The 16,432-nt window shown below is 38.9% G+C and carries 16 protein-coding genes; all 16 read left to right on the top strand.

The genetic code is table 11. From position 1 onward, the window contains the following. The first annotated feature begins 58 nt into the window (after nt 1–58). The 16 genes from H5117_RS04905 to H5117_RS04830 are packed head-to-tail and all read left to right on the top strand — an operon-like array spanning nt 59 to nt 16,398. Entirely contained in the window at nt 59–982 is a 924-nt protein-coding gene (locus H5117_RS04905; protein WP_024598058.1) for a hypothetical protein, read from the top strand. Then, nucleotides 979–1,578 carry a PilN domain-containing protein gene (locus tag H5117_RS04900; RefSeq protein ID WP_024594795.1) on the top strand — a complete coding sequence of 200 codons (600 nt, stop codon included), beginning with the start codon at nt 979–981 and terminating at the stop codon, nt 1,576–1,578. Before H5117_RS04905 ends, H5117_RS04900 begins: the two co-directional genes overlap by 4 nt. Next, nucleotides 1,575–2,252, top strand: coding sequence for a hypothetical protein (locus H5117_RS04895; protein ID WP_024598056.1), 678 nt, complete (start codon nt 1,575–1,577; stop codon nt 2,250–2,252). Before H5117_RS04900 ends, H5117_RS04895 begins: the two co-directional genes overlap by 4 nt. Next, nucleotides 2,230–2,556: an agglutinin biogenesis protein MshK gene (locus tag H5117_RS04890; protein ID WP_024594540.1), complete on the top strand. Its 327-nt coding sequence runs from the start codon at nt 2,230–2,232 to the stop codon at nt 2,554–2,556. Before H5117_RS04895 ends, H5117_RS04890 begins: the two co-directional genes overlap by 23 nt. Further along, nucleotides 2,540–4,198 carry a pilus (MSHA type) biogenesis protein MshL gene (mshL, locus tag H5117_RS04885; RefSeq protein WP_182736356.1) on the top strand — a complete coding sequence of 553 codons (1,659 nt, stop codon included), beginning with the start codon at nt 2,540–2,542 and terminating at the stop codon, nt 4,196–4,198. The genes H5117_RS04890 and mshL overlap by 17 nt, the downstream gene beginning before the upstream one ends. A 2-nt stretch (nt 4,199–4,200) precedes the next feature. Then, entirely contained in the window at nt 4,201–5,103 is a 903-nt protein-coding gene (locus H5117_RS04880) for an ExeA family protein (protein ID WP_182736324.1), read from the top strand. Further along, nucleotides 5,100–6,242, top strand: a complete 1,143-nt coding sequence (locus H5117_RS04875; RefSeq protein ID WP_182736320.1) for a tetratricopeptide repeat protein — start codon at nt 5,100–5,102, stop codon at nt 6,240–6,242. Before H5117_RS04880 ends, H5117_RS04875 begins: the two co-directional genes overlap by 4 nt. Further along, complete coding sequence (locus H5117_RS04870; RefSeq protein ID WP_076925387.1) at nt 6,239–7,966, top strand: GspE/PulE family protein; 1,728 nt, start codon at nt 6,239–6,241, stop codon at nt 7,964–7,966. The genes H5117_RS04875 and H5117_RS04870 overlap by 4 nt, the downstream gene beginning before the upstream one ends. After that, a complete protein-coding gene (locus H5117_RS04865; protein WP_182694813.1) occupies nt 7,953–9,173 on the top strand; it encodes a type II secretion system F family protein in 1,221 nt (406 codons plus the stop codon). Before H5117_RS04870 ends, H5117_RS04865 begins: the two co-directional genes overlap by 14 nt. 4 nt (nt 9,174–9,177) lie before the next feature. Continuing rightward, complete coding sequence (locus H5117_RS04860) at nt 9,178–9,762, top strand: prepilin-type N-terminal cleavage/methylation domain-containing protein (protein WP_182736318.1); 585 nt, start codon at nt 9,178–9,180, stop codon at nt 9,760–9,762. Between the two features lie 22 nt (nt 9,763–9,784). Next, nucleotides 9,785–10,315 (top strand): prepilin-type N-terminal cleavage/methylation domain-containing protein, encoded by a 531-nt coding sequence (locus H5117_RS20830; protein WP_165739287.1) that lies wholly within the window; start codon nt 9,785–9,787, stop codon nt 10,313–10,315. 8 nt (nt 10,316–10,323) lie between these two features. Next, nucleotides 10,324–10,815: a type II secretion system protein gene (locus H5117_RS04850; protein ID WP_182694811.1), complete on the top strand. Its 492-nt coding sequence runs from the start codon at nt 10,324–10,326 to the stop codon at nt 10,813–10,815. After that, nucleotides 10,802–11,341, top strand: a complete 540-nt coding sequence (locus tag H5117_RS04845) for a prepilin-type N-terminal cleavage/methylation domain-containing protein (protein WP_182736316.1) — start codon at nt 10,802–10,804, stop codon at nt 11,339–11,341. The genes H5117_RS04850 and H5117_RS04845 overlap by 14 nt, the downstream gene beginning before the upstream one ends. After that, a complete protein-coding gene (locus tag H5117_RS04840; RefSeq protein WP_121953561.1) occupies nt 11,341–12,180 on the top strand; it encodes a type II secretion system protein J in 840 nt (279 codons plus the stop codon). Before H5117_RS04845 ends, H5117_RS04840 begins: the two co-directional genes overlap by 1 nt. Beyond that, nucleotides 12,170–12,661, top strand: coding sequence for an agglutinin biogenesis protein MshP (locus tag H5117_RS04835; RefSeq protein ID WP_182736313.1), 492 nt, complete (start codon nt 12,170–12,172; stop codon nt 12,659–12,661). Before H5117_RS04840 ends, H5117_RS04835 begins: the two co-directional genes overlap by 11 nt. Next, complete coding sequence (locus tag H5117_RS04830) at nt 12,658–16,398, top strand: H-type lectin domain-containing protein (RefSeq protein ID WP_182736310.1); 3,741 nt, start codon at nt 12,658–12,660, stop codon at nt 16,396–16,398. Before H5117_RS04835 ends, H5117_RS04830 begins: the two co-directional genes overlap by 4 nt. Nucleotides 16,399–16,432: the final 34 nt, after the last annotated feature.

The raw sequence follows: 16,432 nt of genomic DNA, 5'->3' as shown, positions 1-16,432 counted from the left end.
GGCAAAGTAGTTAAAATGTACGACACTTATTTCATACTCAATTAACAATAGTAGCTATATGAAAGAAAAGCTGTTTTCATGGTTAAATCGTAGTTTAGATCCAAATACAGCTATTGGTGTTGCAACTTACGCAGATACTGTTAACGCGGTATGTTTAAAAAAACAACGCGACCAATGGATGGTTCACAGTTCTCACAGTGTAAATGTGTCTGAGCAAACCGATTATACCGCTGCAATTGTTGCTTGTACAAATGAGGTGTCTACTGATATTTGTGCAGTTAATTTAGTCATACCGCACTACTTTTATCAAATAGTGCAAATGGATAAACCAAACCTTAGTGATGAAGAAATCATTCAGTCGCTGCCTTGGACTACAAAAGATTTAGTTGATATAGCTTCTGAAAACATTGTAGCTGACTTTATCGATTATCCAATAACGTTACCAATGCAAAGCAGCAAAATGAATGTATTTATTACCAATAAGCTGCAGCTACTTCCGTTTATAGACAGTTTTGAACAAACTAAACCAGTTTTGCGTGCAATGACCTCTGAAGAAATGGTTTTAGTAACTTTATTTGGCTCATACAAAGAGGCGCATATGCTGATTGTGCAGCATGCTAATCATGAACCTCGAATCTTAATTATTCGTGATGGACAATTAGTATTAGCTAGGCGATTAAATGGTTTTTTAGGTATTTCAGACAAGGATCAAAACCAAGAACTAGTAGAGGCGTTAGGGTTAGAAATTCAGCGTTCGATGGACTTTTTTGAAAGCCAGCTCAAGCAACCGCCAATTCGCAGCATACAGCTACAGTGCGATGATTTATCTTCATTAACTCTTAGAGCCGGTCTTGCAGAGTTTTTACAAGTAAAAGTTGTAGATTTTGCGCCTAACTTAGAATTAGCGCAGCAATTAGAGCCAAACTTTTATTATGCGCTCGGAGCAGCCTATCAATTAACAGATCCGGAGTCTGTGCTATGAAAACCCGGATTAATTTTTATCAAAAAACCTTACGAGTACGCCGAGACCCAGTCCCTTTATCGGGAATGATTACACTGTGGTTAGGTGCGCTATTAATTATTGCAATCACGTGGGCTTTTTACAGTTATAAAACTTATTCAAGTGAGCTTGATTTAGAACAAAAAAAGAAATATCTCAAACAAGGAAAAGCTCAGTTAGAAGTTGTAAAACAGCAGCTAGCAGAGAAGCAAAATAAAACAATTTTTATTAATGAGCTAAAAACACTTCAGCAAGAGGTTTTGCATAAGCAGCAAATATTTAGTTATTTAGAGCAAAGCTCAGATCAATCCGCAACCGACTATGCGCAGGTTATGCAAGATTTAGCCAAGTATCACGAGCCTAATATCTGGCTTACCCATATTAAATTTGTAGGGCAAAGTGTCACGTTTCAAGGGCAAGTATCGCAGTCAAAATTTTTACCTATGTGGTTTAATAATTTAAAGCAGTCACCTTTTTTTATTGATAAAGAATTTTCAGTTTTAGAACTGTCAACAAAAGATGGTCTGAGTGAATTTAATGTGGCGACCGACCTTGCTGATAAAGGCGCTAAACCATGAACAACAAGAAAGACAAAGGTTGGCCTATTTGGGCAAAGTATCGAGCTCAATTTGCATCGCTGCAAAAGCGTGAGAAGTATTCCACTGTATTTGTAGGCTTATTCATGGTGATTTACCTCGGCCTGTGGTTTGTTATTTTTCCACAGCAAGATGAAGTTGCTCATATTCGCTCTGAACAAAATGCAGCATTGCAGGAGTTACAGCAGATAAATGCGCAACTCTCCATGTTAAATCAAGCACTAAACTACGACTACACTAAGGTTTTACGCAGTCAAATTGCACAAACCAGAGATGAGTTAGCAGAAATAAATAATCAACTTAATAGTTTTAGCCAAGGCTTTGTAGCGGCTAAAAATGTACCTGCCGTTTTAAAAGATTTGCTCGTAGATAGTAGCGACGTAAAAGTGAGTAGCTTTAATGTCAAACCAGCACAGGCTATCGATGTAGAAAAACTAGGTGAACATGATACGCAAACATTATTTTTTGAGCATCAGATGGTCGTTACTTTAGAAGGTAGCTACTTTAGCTTACAAAAATATTTAGCCGCATTAAAAAATAATCAAGATAAGTTATTAATACAGGAGTTTAGTTATCAGGTACTAGAGTACCCTCAAGCTGAATTAACTTTACAAATTGCTACAGTGAGCGCTAATGAAAAATTTATCGCATTATAATTTATGTTTTTTATTACTTTTGTTCACTTTCGCACCCAGTGCATTAGCGCAATTACGCGATCCTACTCAACCAAATATGTATGTAAATAACAACAAGAGTGTAACTCAAAACACAGAACTTAAATTGCAATCTATTATTAAAAACAGTACAGCATTTAAGGCCATTATTTCAGGCCATATTTATCGAGTCGGTGATGCTGTAGACGATTTTCGGGTGCTAAGCATTAACTCAAAACAGGTTGTGTTAGCAAATGACGATAAACAAATAAAATTAGAATTATATGACTATGAAATTAAAAAATAATTTATCTCATCCGTGGCTTGTTCTTCTATTGTTACCTACATTTTTAACTGCGTGCCATAGCTTTAAACCAGGTAAAGAGGTTAAAACTCATATAGAACAAGAGCTGGCTGAAAAGCCTGTAGATACTAAAGCGATTGCGCCTTTACAGATGCCGAGTGAGCTTACCCAAAGCCTACTATCATCAATAAATAATGAGCAAACTATAAGTGATGATTTATCTATAAAGCGTTTTGATGTAGCCGCTAATGACGTTGAAATAGGCGCCTTTTTTGCAGGCTTAACAGACGATACGCCTTTTAGTGTTGCTGTGCATCCTGAGGTAAATGGCACAATTAGTTTAAATCTTAAAAGCGTTACGTTTAATGAAGTCATTGCTGTTATTAAGCGTATGTATCCTTTAGATATTGTTAATGAAGGACGAATAGTACAAGTACTGCCAGCCAAAATGCGCACAGAAACAATACCTGTAAATTATTTAATGATGCAGCGCCATGGTCAGTCTACAGTGAGTGTGGTTGCTGGTGGGGTTAGTCAATTTGCACAAAGTAGCAGTAGTTCGAATGGTTCAAGTTCAGGTAGTAGTAACCAGCAAAATAATGAGTTTGGCGGCGATAATCAAAGCTTAGATTTAAACGGTTCTCGAATCCAAACAATTAATAAAAATGATTTTTGGAAAGAATTAGAAGTCGCCCTTAAGTCTTTAATTGGCGCAAGCGATGGGCGCTATGTTGTTGCAAGCCCACAAGCTAGTTTGGTAACCGTAAATGCATTACCAAGCGAAATTAGTCAGCTAAAAGAGTTTTTGCGTCAAAGCCAAGAAAACCTGCAACGCCAAGTTATTCTAGAAGCAAAAATAATAGAAGTAACTTTAAAAGATGAGTACCAACAGGGAGTTAACTGGGAGCGTATAGCGAGTGGTTTAGAAGGCGGTATTTCGTTTGCTACAACAGCGGGTTCTACAATTAGTAATAGTATTTCAGCCGCAATTGGTGGAGCGTCATCGCTAACCATTCAAAAAGGAGACTTTAACGGGGTTATTAATTTGCTTGAAACGCAAGGTGATGTGCAGATGCTATCTAACCCTCGAGTTACCGCTACAAACAATCAAAAAGCAGTTATAAAAGTAGGGCAAGACGAATATTTTGTTACTAATGTATCAAGTACGACAGTAACGGGTACTGCTACAACTACCTCGCCTGAAATTGATTTAACGCCGTTCTTTTCTGGTATTGCCCTTGATGTAACGCCGCAAATTGACAAGTACGGCTCAGTTATTTTGCATGTTCACCCTTCAGTAACTGAAACAGAAGAGCAGCTAAAAGTAATTACATTAGACGATCAACGTTTTGAGTTGCCTCTAGCACAAAGTAACATTCGAGAATCAGATACTGTTATTCGCGCTCAAAGTGGCGAAATAGTGGTTATTGGTGGTTTGATGCAAACATCAACACAGGATGAAGAATCAAAAACCCCCGTGTTGGGTGATATCCCACTATTTGGCAATTTATTTAAAAGTATTCGTAAACGCCAAGAGAAAAAAGAACTGATTATTCTAATCAAACCAACGGTTGTTATGCCAGATACTTGGAAAAAACAACAAGGTGAAAGCCGTCAGCTTTTAAAAACATGGTATGAAAACTAACTATGTATTTAAGCTTTTTTAATTTAAGTGAAATGCCTTTCACGTTAACCCCTAACACAGAGTTTTTTTGTGCACTTGAACCGCACCACGAAGCGATGCAAGTGTTAACAACAGCTATTGAAATGGGTGAAGGGTTTATTAAAGTCACTGGTGAAGTTGGGACTGGTAAAACGCTACTTTGTAGAAAGCTATTAAACCAACTTGAGCCAGATTACATTGTGGCTTATTTACCTAACTCTTATTTAAGCCCAGAAGAGCTTAGATGGGCAATTGCAATTGAGCTGGGTATGGACGTAGATAAAGCATTAGATCAGCAAGCACTAGGGCAGCTTATAAATCATCACTTACTCGACTTACAAGAAGATAATGAGCGTGTAGTGCTTTTGATAGATGAGGCGCAATGCTTGAGTTGGGAGACTCTAGAGGCGCTGAGATTATTTACAAACTTAGAAACAGAAAGCGAAAAACTAATTCAAGTTGTGTTATTTGGACAACCTGAACTTGATGAAAAGCTGGCAAACAACAAAGTAAGGCAATTACGCCAACGTATCAGTTTTTCCTATAAATTACGGGCGATGACTGGCGCTGAGGTTGTTTATTATATTAATCACCGCTTACAAGTTGCAGGGTTTAATAGGCCTCCTTTATTTAATAATAGTATGGGGCTCAAAATTGCTAGAGCTAGCCGTGGAATTCCTAGATTAGTTAATATTTTATGCCACAAAGCACTATTACAAGCTTACGGTGAAGGGTTAAATACAATAACAAATCGCCATATTCAACTTGCCATAAAAGATACCGAAGACTGCACAAAGTATCGAACCGGACAATATTGGAGCTACAGTGCTTTAATGTTTAGTGTTTTAGCTATTGCTGCCATATGGGTATGGAGGCAGTGGTTATGAGCGTTATAAATAATATGCTTAAAAATATTGAGCAACGAGAAGGTAAACAAGTAAGTACTCAAGAAGGTATAAGCTTAAAGCCGATATATGATGTAAAAAATATTGCATTTAAAGCCGTAATTTTATTTATTATGCTAAGTGTCATTTTTTTAGCATACCTATATTTACCGACCGCCGACAAAAAAGAGACTCAACGTGAGTCTGTGTTACCACAGCAAAAGATGGTCGCGGTTCTAAGCTCTAATTTATCTGGTTATCAAGATGAAAAAAGCAATGTAGAACCTTTAGTTGAGCAAGATGTTGTGAAAACGGTTGTGCAAGTTGAGCAAATAAAACCAGAAGTGAATGATTTAGCTGAATCCAAGTTGAGTGAAGCAACATTACTGGTTTCTCAACCAACGGCTGAGCCAGTTGTAATTGCCGAGGTTAAACAAGGCCCTGCACTAGCTAAAGATAATGTACTGGTAACTAGCGAAGCTATTGTCAGCAAACCAAAAATTACTCCAATGATTAAAACTAAGTCTCAAAATACTATGACTAAAAGCGTGGCAGAAGCTAAGTCGCCACAGGCTTTATTGATTGAGCAATTAGCCGCAGCTAAACAAGCAATACAGTTTGGCTTATACAATGAAGCCATTAGTGATTTAAATATTATTTTAGCGCAATTGCCTTTGCACGTTGAAGCTCGAAATTTACTCGCTGCAACTTACTTTAAACAACAAGATATAAATTCTGCGCAACAGGTTTTGCAAGCAGGTATTCGCCAAAACCCTAACGTACTTGAATGGCGTGTAATGCTAAGCAAAATACTTATTATGCAACAACAGTATGAAGGAGTATTGCTGCTTTTAAGTGATGAATTTGAGGCTCAAGCGAATCTTGATTTTTGGGTGCTACAAGGTACTGCTGCGCAAAGTGCGAGTAAGCACCATAAAGCACTTGAAAGCTTTAAACATCTTACACAACTACAGCCTAGTCAAGCTAAGTGGTGGCTGGCACTTGCAACCTCAAAAGATGCATTAGGAGAGTACCTCGATGCTAAACAGCTTTACAAAGTGGCTCTAGATTTAGGTGGATTAAATACAGCTATGACGCAGCATGCATTACAGCGTTTAGTTACGCTAAAGGAGGCCGTATGAGACCTAGTTTAAAAATGCGCTTAGGCGATTTACTTGTTCATGAGCACATGATCACCGAAGCGCAACTAAGCGAAGCGCTAAACGTTCAAGCTGCGACGGGTCGTAAATTAGGTTCGACGCTTATTACACTTGAGTTTATTAGTGAACCACAACTATTACGTTTTTTAGCGCAGCAATTACAAGTACCTTTTTTAGATATATCACAGCGAAAAATATCAGCTGATGTATCTAAGCTTTTATCTGAGGTTTATGCACGTCGCTACAGAGCATTAGTAATTGAAGACAATGGTGACTCTGTTTTAGTCGGGATGAGCGATCCTGCTGATCTAAGGGGGCTTGATCAACTTGCAACTATGCTTGCTCCTAAACGAATAGATTTAGCTGTTGTACAAGAAAGTCAAATAATGGCTGCGTTTGACAACGTATATCGTCGTACAGATGAAATTACTAACTTTGCAGCACAACTCCATGAAGAATATCAAGACGTAGAAGAGTTTGATTTAAACTCTTTAGGTGATGAAACATCTGATGCAACCGTTGTAAAGCTACTGCAATCAATATTTGAAGATGCTGTGCAAGTTCGCGCATCTGATATTCACATTGAGCCTGATGAAGGTTTGCTTCGCATTCGTCAACGTGTAGATGGCATATTACAAGAGCACACTCTTAACCAAGTAAAAATAGCATCGGCACTCGTGCTACGTTTAAAGCTTATGTCGGGATTAGATATATCTGAAAAACGCCTCCCTCAGGATGGTCGCTTTAATATAAAAGTGCGCAGCCATAGTATTGATGTGCGCCTATCTACTATGCCCGTTCAGCATGGCGAATCAGTTGTAATGCGTTTGCTTGATCAATCAGCCGGATTATTATCGTTAGATGAGACAGGCATGCCAGTACACATATTAAAACGTGTACGCAGCATTATAAAACGTCCGCATGGCATGGTTTTAGTTACTGGGCCAACAGGCTCGGGTAAAACAACCACACTATACGGTGCATTAAGTGAGTTAAACCAACAAGAAAGTAAAATTATTACAGTAGAGGATCCCGTTGAGTATCGTATTGGCCGTATTAACCAGGTACAAATAAATAATAAAATAGGGCTGAGCTTTGCAAGTATTTTACGGACCGCTCTAAGGCAAGATCCTGACATTATAATGGTTGGTGAAATGCGTGACCAAGAAACCGTAGATATTGGATTAAGGGCCGCTTTAACAGGCCACCTCGTACTATCAACGTTACATACCAATGATGCAATTACCAGTGCTATGCGTTTAATCGACATGGGGGCACCGGCTTACTTAGTGGCAAGTTCACTGCGCGCGATTATTGCTCAGCGATTAGTAAGACGAGTATGTAATGACTGCAGAGTACCGTACTTGCCAGATCGCCAAGAATTAAGTTGGTTAAAATATTTAGGCGAAGAGATTACAGATGCTCAATTTTCTAAAGGGCAAGGTTGCACCGCATGTAATCACAGTGGCTATAAAGGGCGTGTAGGTATTTTTGAGTTACTCGAAATGGATGATGCGATGATGGATGCATTACGGGTTAACGACACACAAGGTTTTGCAAAGGCAGCTAAAAATAGTGCTAACTTTTCACCACTTTCAACAATGGCACTAAATTACGCTAAGCAAGGTATTACCTCTTTAGATGAAGTATTTAAAGTGGCTGAATATATTCCAGAAATAGTAGGGGATATTGATGCAACTATATAGCTACAAAGCTAAAGACAGCAAAGGTATGTTGGTTAAAGGGCAATTAGAAGCGAGTAACCAAGCTGGCGTAGCTGATAGTTTAATGAAGCGTCAATTTATACCAATATCAATCTCTTTAGTTGAAACAAAAAATAACATCAAAATTTTTGATAATTTATTTGTCGAAAAAATAACGCTAGACGACATGATTATGTTTTCTAGGCAAATGTATTCGCTATTAAAAGCAGGTATACCAATTATACGAGCAATGATTGGATTGGCAGATACAACACAAAATAAAGAATTTAAAAATGTACTAATAGAAGTTACCAAGCAGCTTGAGCAAGGCCGCGACTTATCCAGTGCAATGGCGATACATAACGAGGTATTTAGCCGTTTAACAGTATCAATGGTAATGGTTGGTGAAGGCTCTGGACGATTAGAAGATGCGTTTTATCAACTCGCTATTTATTTTGAGAAAGAACAAGAAACCCGAAAGCGTATAAAAGCAGCTATGCGCTACCCTACTTTTGTTATTTTGGCTCTAGTAGCGGCTATGATTATTTTGAATATTTTTGTTATTCCTACCTTTGCCAGTATGTTCGAAAAATTTGATGCTGAATTGCCATTAATGACTCAAATATTAATTGGCACTAGCAGCTTTTTTGTTAACTACTGGTGGTTATTGTTGGTGATGGGTATTGGTTCTGTTTTTGCTTGGAGGCGTTATTTAAATACAGAGCCTGGACGCTTTAAGTGGGATCAATATAAATTAAAAATTCCATTTATTGGGGATATTTTAAAACGGACATTGCTTGCGCGCTACAGTCAAAGTTTAGCTATGGTATTGCGCTCCGGTGTGCCTATGACCACTGGTTTATCACTAACAGCGCATGCCGTAGATAACAGCTATATGGAAAAAGCGATTATTACTATGCGCCAAGATATAGAAAAGGGCGATAGTTTACTCAGAGCCTCAAAAAGTTCTCAGCTGTTTTCTCAGCTTGTATTACAGATGGTGGCGGTAGGTGAAGAGACAGGTCGGGTTGATGAGCTCTTACAAGAGGCTGCTGATTATTATGAGCGTGAAGTTGATTACGACTTACGGAGCTTAACTGCAAAAATAGAACCTATTTTAACTGTGTTTGTTGCCATTATGGTGCTGATTTTAGCGTTGGGTATTTTTATGCCGATGTGGAACATGATGTCCGCGATTAAAGGTAATTAACCAAGTGATTGCATCAAAGGCTTACTCAAAAGGTTTCTCATTATTTGAGTTAGTTATTGTTGTGATTTTACTGGCAGTAATTTTGAGCTTTGCTATACCTCAATATATAGGTATTAAAAATCAAGCGCATAATGCAAGCGTTGACGCTATAGCAGGTAGTTTCTCATCGGCCGTTGGCATGGTTAGGGGTCAATGGGAATTAGAAGGAAGACCAAGCAGTAGGTCAAACAAAACATTTGTTAATTATGGAGGTGTAATAGTTGGTGTTGATGGAATGTTAGGTACACCAACAAGTGATGAAACAGAAAAAAAAGATACTCGTGCAGAAGCTATAAATGCTAATAAATGTCGCCAAGTTTTAAATGTAATTTTACAAGACGCACCCAGTAGTACGTTAAGTAATGAAATATCAAGAATAAAAAGTGTAAGTTTTTTAGTTAGGTACAATGCAGAAAGTACGCAATGCGACTACTATTTAACTCATACCATTGATATTAAAAGTATACCTACTAATACGAGTGAAATATCAGGTTTAACAGGTTTTTCATACTTTGCTAAAACAGGCAAAGTAAAAATTTTTAAAAATTAAGTAATTAAAAAGAGGCTTACTTATGAAAACGCAATCGTTAAAAAGTTTACCAATAAATAAACAAGCAGGTTTTACACTTGTTGAATTGATCATCGTAATTGTTATTTTAGGCATTTTAGCAGTTACCGCCGCACCTCGTTTTTTAAACTTGCAAGGTGATGCAAATGCTTCAACACTTGAGGGTGTACAAGGGTCGATTCGCAGTGGTATGAATATTGTGAATGGTAAGGCACTTATTGCTAATATACAAAATAAAGCAGAAACAGATACTCCAACACCTATTGTTGAAGGCGTAGCAATCCGATTTGGCTACCCTGTGGGGACTATTGATGCATTTGAAGCATTTTTAGATATAGATTTTGCAGATGTAACCGATGATCCTACTATCGCTGATAGTACTGACTTCAATTTGTCAGGAGGGGATGATGCTACAACTCCAGTCATTATTTATCCAAATAGCTACCTAGTCACAGACTCTTGTAAAGTTACTTATACTCCAGCTTTAAACAAAGATACTCCAGCAACAGTTGCTATCGATGTTAGCGATTGTTAATTACATAAATGATAAGCAGTAGTAAGCAACGATTGCGTGGCTTCACACTCATTGAGTTAATTATTACTCTAGTGATATTGGGAATACTGTCGGTAACGGCAGTTCCCAAATTTCTGGGCAGCTCAACAGAAGACGCCTATTCGTATAGAGATCGTACTTTAAATGCACTGAGAACAGTGCAGCTACGTGCAATGCAAAATACAGCCATTTCAAGTTGTCATACCCTTTATATTACCTCCACACTTATTGCTCCCCCCGCACCTGATACATGTAACGGTGGCGTTGATACCAACAACACCGATCATTTAGTGGTGCAAATAGACACACAAAGAAGTGATATAACATTTAGTGCTTTAGATAGTAACGCGAATATATTCACCCAAATTAGTTTTGATGCTTTAGGCAAATCAAATCAAACCTGCACTACGCAATGTCGAATCGATGTTGGATTAGCTGGCGTATGCATAAGTGGTGAAGGGCTTATATATGCGTGCCCTTAAAGTAAAAGGTTTTACCTTAATTGAGCTTATTATTGGCATAGTTATGTTTGCGATTGCATTGAGCATTATTACCGCGCTCATTGCCCCGCAAGCAAAAAAAAGTGCAGAGCCAATTATTGCTTTAAGGGCCTCTGAATTTGGTCAATCACTAATGAACGAGATTCAAAGTAAATCATTTGATGAACACAGCGACAGAAGCTCTCCTTTTAAGCGGTGTGGCGAAATATCTATAGGTGCTGAGGCTTGTACCGCACCTGCTGACTTCGGAGTAGATAACTCAGAAACCAGAACCAGTTATAACGATGTAGATGACTATATTGCACTGTCTAACCAGCCTATTACTAATAGCTTAGGTGAGGTGTTAAGGGAGTACAGCGACTTTAATTTAGTTGTTACTGTTGAGTACGATAGCGACTTTAACGAATCGACCACCAACGATGGCACAACCTTTAAGCGTATTACTATTGAAGTAACATCACCCTTAGGCGAAGTTTACGGATTTAGTGCATATAAAGGGAATTACTAATGCAAAGAGCTAAATACCAAAATGCATTTACCCTTATAGAACTATTACTTGTCATGGTTATTATTGGTATTTTAGCCGTAAGTGCATTTTCATTTATTGGTGCTGGAGTCAGTATTTACTCACAAGGGGTTGAGCGCCAAGAAGCAGTAGCTCAGGCCCGCTTTTTAATAACGCGACTTAGTAAAGAGCTTCGCCACGCTACGCCAAATTCGTTAAGGCTTTCTTGCGATAACAGCACTAGCGGAGCGTGCAGTGCTCAGCAGTGCTTAGAATTTACGCCGTTTTTATCGGCGACTCACTATACAAATTACCTACCTACCGTAGCGCCTTTTAATGTTAGCGCTGTTGATTTTGAACTTAATAATTTAACGCAGCCGCAAGCTGGAGATTGGGCAACTATTTACCCATTAAGCAGTGCTGATATATATGATGAAAATAATAGTAAGCGCTTGCAAGTATCAGCATTTAATAGTTCAGCGAGCGAAATTGATGAGTGGCAATTTAGTAAAGCATTTGCCCAAGAGTCGCCGAGTAAACGCCTTTATTTACTCTCTCAACCTGTAAGTTTTTGCGTTGAAGGGCAGTATTTATATAGATATACCAATTACGGTTTTATTGTTAATCAATTAGATGCCGTGAGCTTACAAATAAGCAGTGGTGTTAAACGTGATTTATTAGGTATTTACATTGCCAATAATTTAGCGAGCGATTTATTTTTTACTCTTGATGCGCTCTCCCTACAAAGAAACGCTGTGCTTAATGTGAATGCGCAAATGCAATTTAACGATACTGAAGTAATGAATTTTAACCATGAGGTGCATATTCCTAATGTACCTTAAAAAAAATCATCACGGAAAAGCCTTACCCAGTAAACAAAAAGGGAACTTAATAATTGTTTCTTTGGTTATTATTGTTGCTTTATTAGCACTAGGATTAGCATTAGTTAAAGTGCTTTCTGGTGCATCTCAACAAAATACCATTGAGTATTACGGCGCTCGCGCTTTTATGGCGGCGCAAAGTGGATTAGAAAGTGGCTTAACACAACTCTTTCCAATAAATAGCTCAGTGCAAAGCTGTGCATCAGTTACAACTAATTTAACCTTTCAAACTGCATATTTAGCTAACTGTAACGTGCTGGTGAGTTGCGATGAATATATAGACCTACCCGACACCAGCACAAAAAACGGGCTTGTTAATATTTATTACTTACAAAGTAGTGCAACGTGCGCCGCAATTGATTGCCCTGCAGGAAATGATTGCAGAAAGGATTATTGGGAAACACAAAGAACACTCAGTGTGGAGGCTAAAACTTTACCATGATAAAAAGTGCATTAGTCATTATATTTTTTAGCTGCGTGTTACTTTGTAATCACGCAAATGCAGTGCCTCCAAAAATCGAGGGCCGTTATATAGAGCTGCAAGATACATACACATCGCCTGTTTGGACAAAAGTAAATTTTCAACAGCAATATATAACGCCTCCTGCTGTATTTATGCTCTCAACAAACCAAGGTGGAAACCCTGCAATAATAAGAATACGTAATATAACCACAACTAGCTTTGAGGCCTTACCGCTTGAACCTTCAGGAGAGGATGGTGGACATATTAGTATGGGGGCGCACTATTTAGCTGTTGAGTATGGTGTGCATCAATTTCCAGACGGCACAATTATGGAAGTGGGCAGTACAGACTTATTACTCGAATTACAGTATGGCTCTAAGTCTGGCTTTGCTCCACTGACACCTAAAGGCTATAAGTCTTTAACATTTGCTGAACCGTTTACTCAAAGGCCAAACTTTTTCCATTCGTTACAAACACTCAATAGCATAGACAGCAATCCACCTTCTGAGGCATTAATTCCGTTTTTAACAGTTGCAGTAGAAAGTAATTCTCTATCTGCCAGCGGCGTTAATATTGCTTTAGAGGCATCTGAAACAGCACTTGGGATCATAAAAAACGAAACTGTTGCTTACATGGCAGTGGAGCCAGGAAGTAACCGCACATTTACTGACGATAATGGCGTTGAGGTATCGTGGGAAACTTTTTTCACAGGCTTTGAAATTGACGGTTGGAGCGATGGCTGTAATTACTTTAGTTTTACTAATAACTTTAGTGTGGCTCCTTTGGTGGTTGCAAGTAAAAACTCACGCCAAGAAGATGATGGCGGGTGGCTACGCAGCTGTAACCTAAGAACTGACAGGCTAGGGCTTGTTGTTGACGAAGACCGTGATGGCGATAACGAGCGCCGTCACGTAAACGAGGAAGCATCAATACTCGCCATGACCAGTACCTTTGTATTTAATGGTGATATTTTAGATTGTGATACGTTATTCCCAGGCGCTATTTCTACTTATAACAACGGTGAAGTACAGCTGGTGCAGGGGGTAGAAATAACCGATGGTAATGCGCAGTTTGTCACCACCACAAATTTAATTTCTACAGCGCTGACGAGCCCTCCTTTGTGTAATGGTCAGGCGTGTGTTGCTGGTGGTTATAACTCTTTAGAACCGAATCAAGCGGCGCAGGTGCCAACGGTTACAAATGATGGTAGCTCAACAGGGCCCGTACCTACTTCTTTAGCTGGCGACTATTATTACGATGAGTTGCAGTTAAGTATGCTGGAAACAGAGTACAGAGTAACAGCGCCTACACGTATATTTTTAAAAGACACAACCTCACTATTATCAACTTCATTTTTGAATATAGGTAAAACAAGTATAGTGGTCGAAACCGGCGCGTATTTAGCTATTTATGTTGATGGTGCGGTTGCTATTGCAGCCGATGCAAATATTGCGGGCTATATTGTTGCCACTGGTGAGGTAAGAATCGCTCAAAATGTGACGTATCAGGGATCAATTACATCGGCTACTCAAATTATTACCGAAGGGAGCTCAACGTTTGACGCTCTACCAGTACCCGAAAGTATCCCTGGTTTTTGTGGTATTTATACACCAGAAACACTGGATCATTATCGTTTAACAATAAGCGATAACAATGCTCTAACGTGTGAAGCTAAAGAAATGACACTAACAGCCTGCGCTAATGATGCCTGCGACTTATTATTTGCGGAACCCTCTAGTTTAAACCTTTCTCCAGATAATAGTGGTCAGCAAAGTTGGGTGACAGGGGAGAATATTAATTTTACAGGCTCAACAACTGTTGAGTTTGCTAAACGTACAACTGGTAGCGTTACATTTGGATATAACACTGCTGATCCTTCTGCACCTCTTCGTTGTTATATCGGTGGTAATAATGTTGGTTTGAGTGGCTGTAAAGTTACGTTTTCTGATGCTGGATTTATTTTTAATAATGATACAGATGGAAATACTACAATTCCTACTCAGTTATCAGCAAAGCCTTCAAATACTGGATTTAATGCAAAAGCGCTATCTATTCAAGCGGTAAAAACAAATACCACCACGGGCGTATGCGAAGCTGCATTTCCCGCTGGTGGTGATGTAAGCTTAGATTTATCGTATACATGCAGTGCTGGTGCAAGTTGTTCTGATACGGTTTCACTTAGTAACAACAATAATACCTTTGCGGTCGAGCAAGCAGCTAAATCGTTCACGCTAAACTTTGATAGTGAGTCTAAAGCACCGATTGTTATAAATTATCCCGATGCAGGAAAGTTGAGTTTAAATGTAAACACCAATTTAATTTTAGACCCAGTCACTAATTTATCAGTAAATTTAACGGGTAGTTCAAATGAGTATGTTGTAAAGCCATTTGGATTAGCGATGGAAGTTGCAAGTGATGGCTATGCAGCAGATGCCAATGGGAGTTTATTTAGATTAACTGGCGAAGCATTTGATTTAAAGATGAATGCGGTGCAATGGCAAACAGGGCAAGACACTAACAACGATGGTTACCCAGATAACTACAGCAATATAACAAATAACACCATTGCCAAGCACTTTATTACAGAGCAACCACTTGTAGAGGCATTACTTAAAGCGCCTACGCCAGGCGTTCAAGGTACGCTTGAAGCGATGAGCACTGTTGCCTTTAGTGACACAGGCAGTTTGAGTGAATCTATATCGCAGTATAATTACGACCAAGTTGGCATCATTGATTTAACAGCAGGTCTGCAAGATGCAGATTACTTTGGCGAGGGAGATGTAAAAGGTGAATTATATAATATTGGTCGTTTTGCACCTTCGCAGTTTCAGGTAGTGGGGGTTCAAGCTGCCGCACAATGCACGCAATACGGCAGTAATTTAACTTACCTTGATCAACCTTTTGAACTTGGCTTTACAGTACAAGCGCTAAATCAAAATGGTGAGCTAATGGCTAATTATAAAGAGGGCTTTGATAAGTCCAGTGTAGCCATTAATGCCGAAAATAATGAAGTAGCTAACTATGTACCCGCAACTAATTTTGCTAGCCGATTAGTAAACCTAGGAAATAATAACTGGGGAGATATAAGTGACGGCCAGTGGCAAATGAGCCAACTTAACACGACACTCGAAAGATTAGGTGTAGGGCAAGCAGATGGACCGTTTGCTATGGTGAGTTTAATGGCAACGCTTTCTAACATAGAAGGAGCAACGCTCATTGATGCAAATGATAAACCTAATACACAAGCAGCATGCTCGGGTGGCTGTAATAGCGTAAGACTAAATACATTACCAATAGAGTTTAAATTTGGACGCTTAGTCCTTGGTAATAACGCAGGCTCCGATCTCGACCCTTTACTTATTCCTATGCAGGCTCAGTATTACAACGGCAATGGATTTGTAAATAACGCAGAAGATAACTGTAGTGTATTTGATCATACCCAAATCACTCAAATATCACCTAACAGCCCGCAGTTAGCCTATGAATATGGAACGGGTGTATCTGGCCAGTTAGAGGCGGGAGTGTATCCGGCAAACAATGGTATTTATGCACAGCCAAATGGTTTGGGTGAATTTACCTTAGAATATAATACTTATGATTGGTTAAAGTGGGATTGGCAGGGGGATGAAACACAGCTTGATCCTCGTACTATTTTACAATTTGGACGCTTTCGAGGAAATGATCGGGTTATTTACTGGCGTGAAACACGCGAATAGTTGTAAACTAAGATAATAATTGAACAAAGCTTGT

Origin of the sequence: Pseudoalteromonas sp. SG45-1 (assembly GCF_014164135.1) — a bacterium.
GTDB classification, from domain to species: Bacteria; Pseudomonadota; Gammaproteobacteria; order Enterobacterales; family Alteromonadaceae; genus Pseudoalteromonas; species Pseudoalteromonas distincta.
The sequence above is the reverse complement of the archived record's forward strand: the minus strand, read 5'-3'. Positions and strand labels throughout refer to the sequence as shown.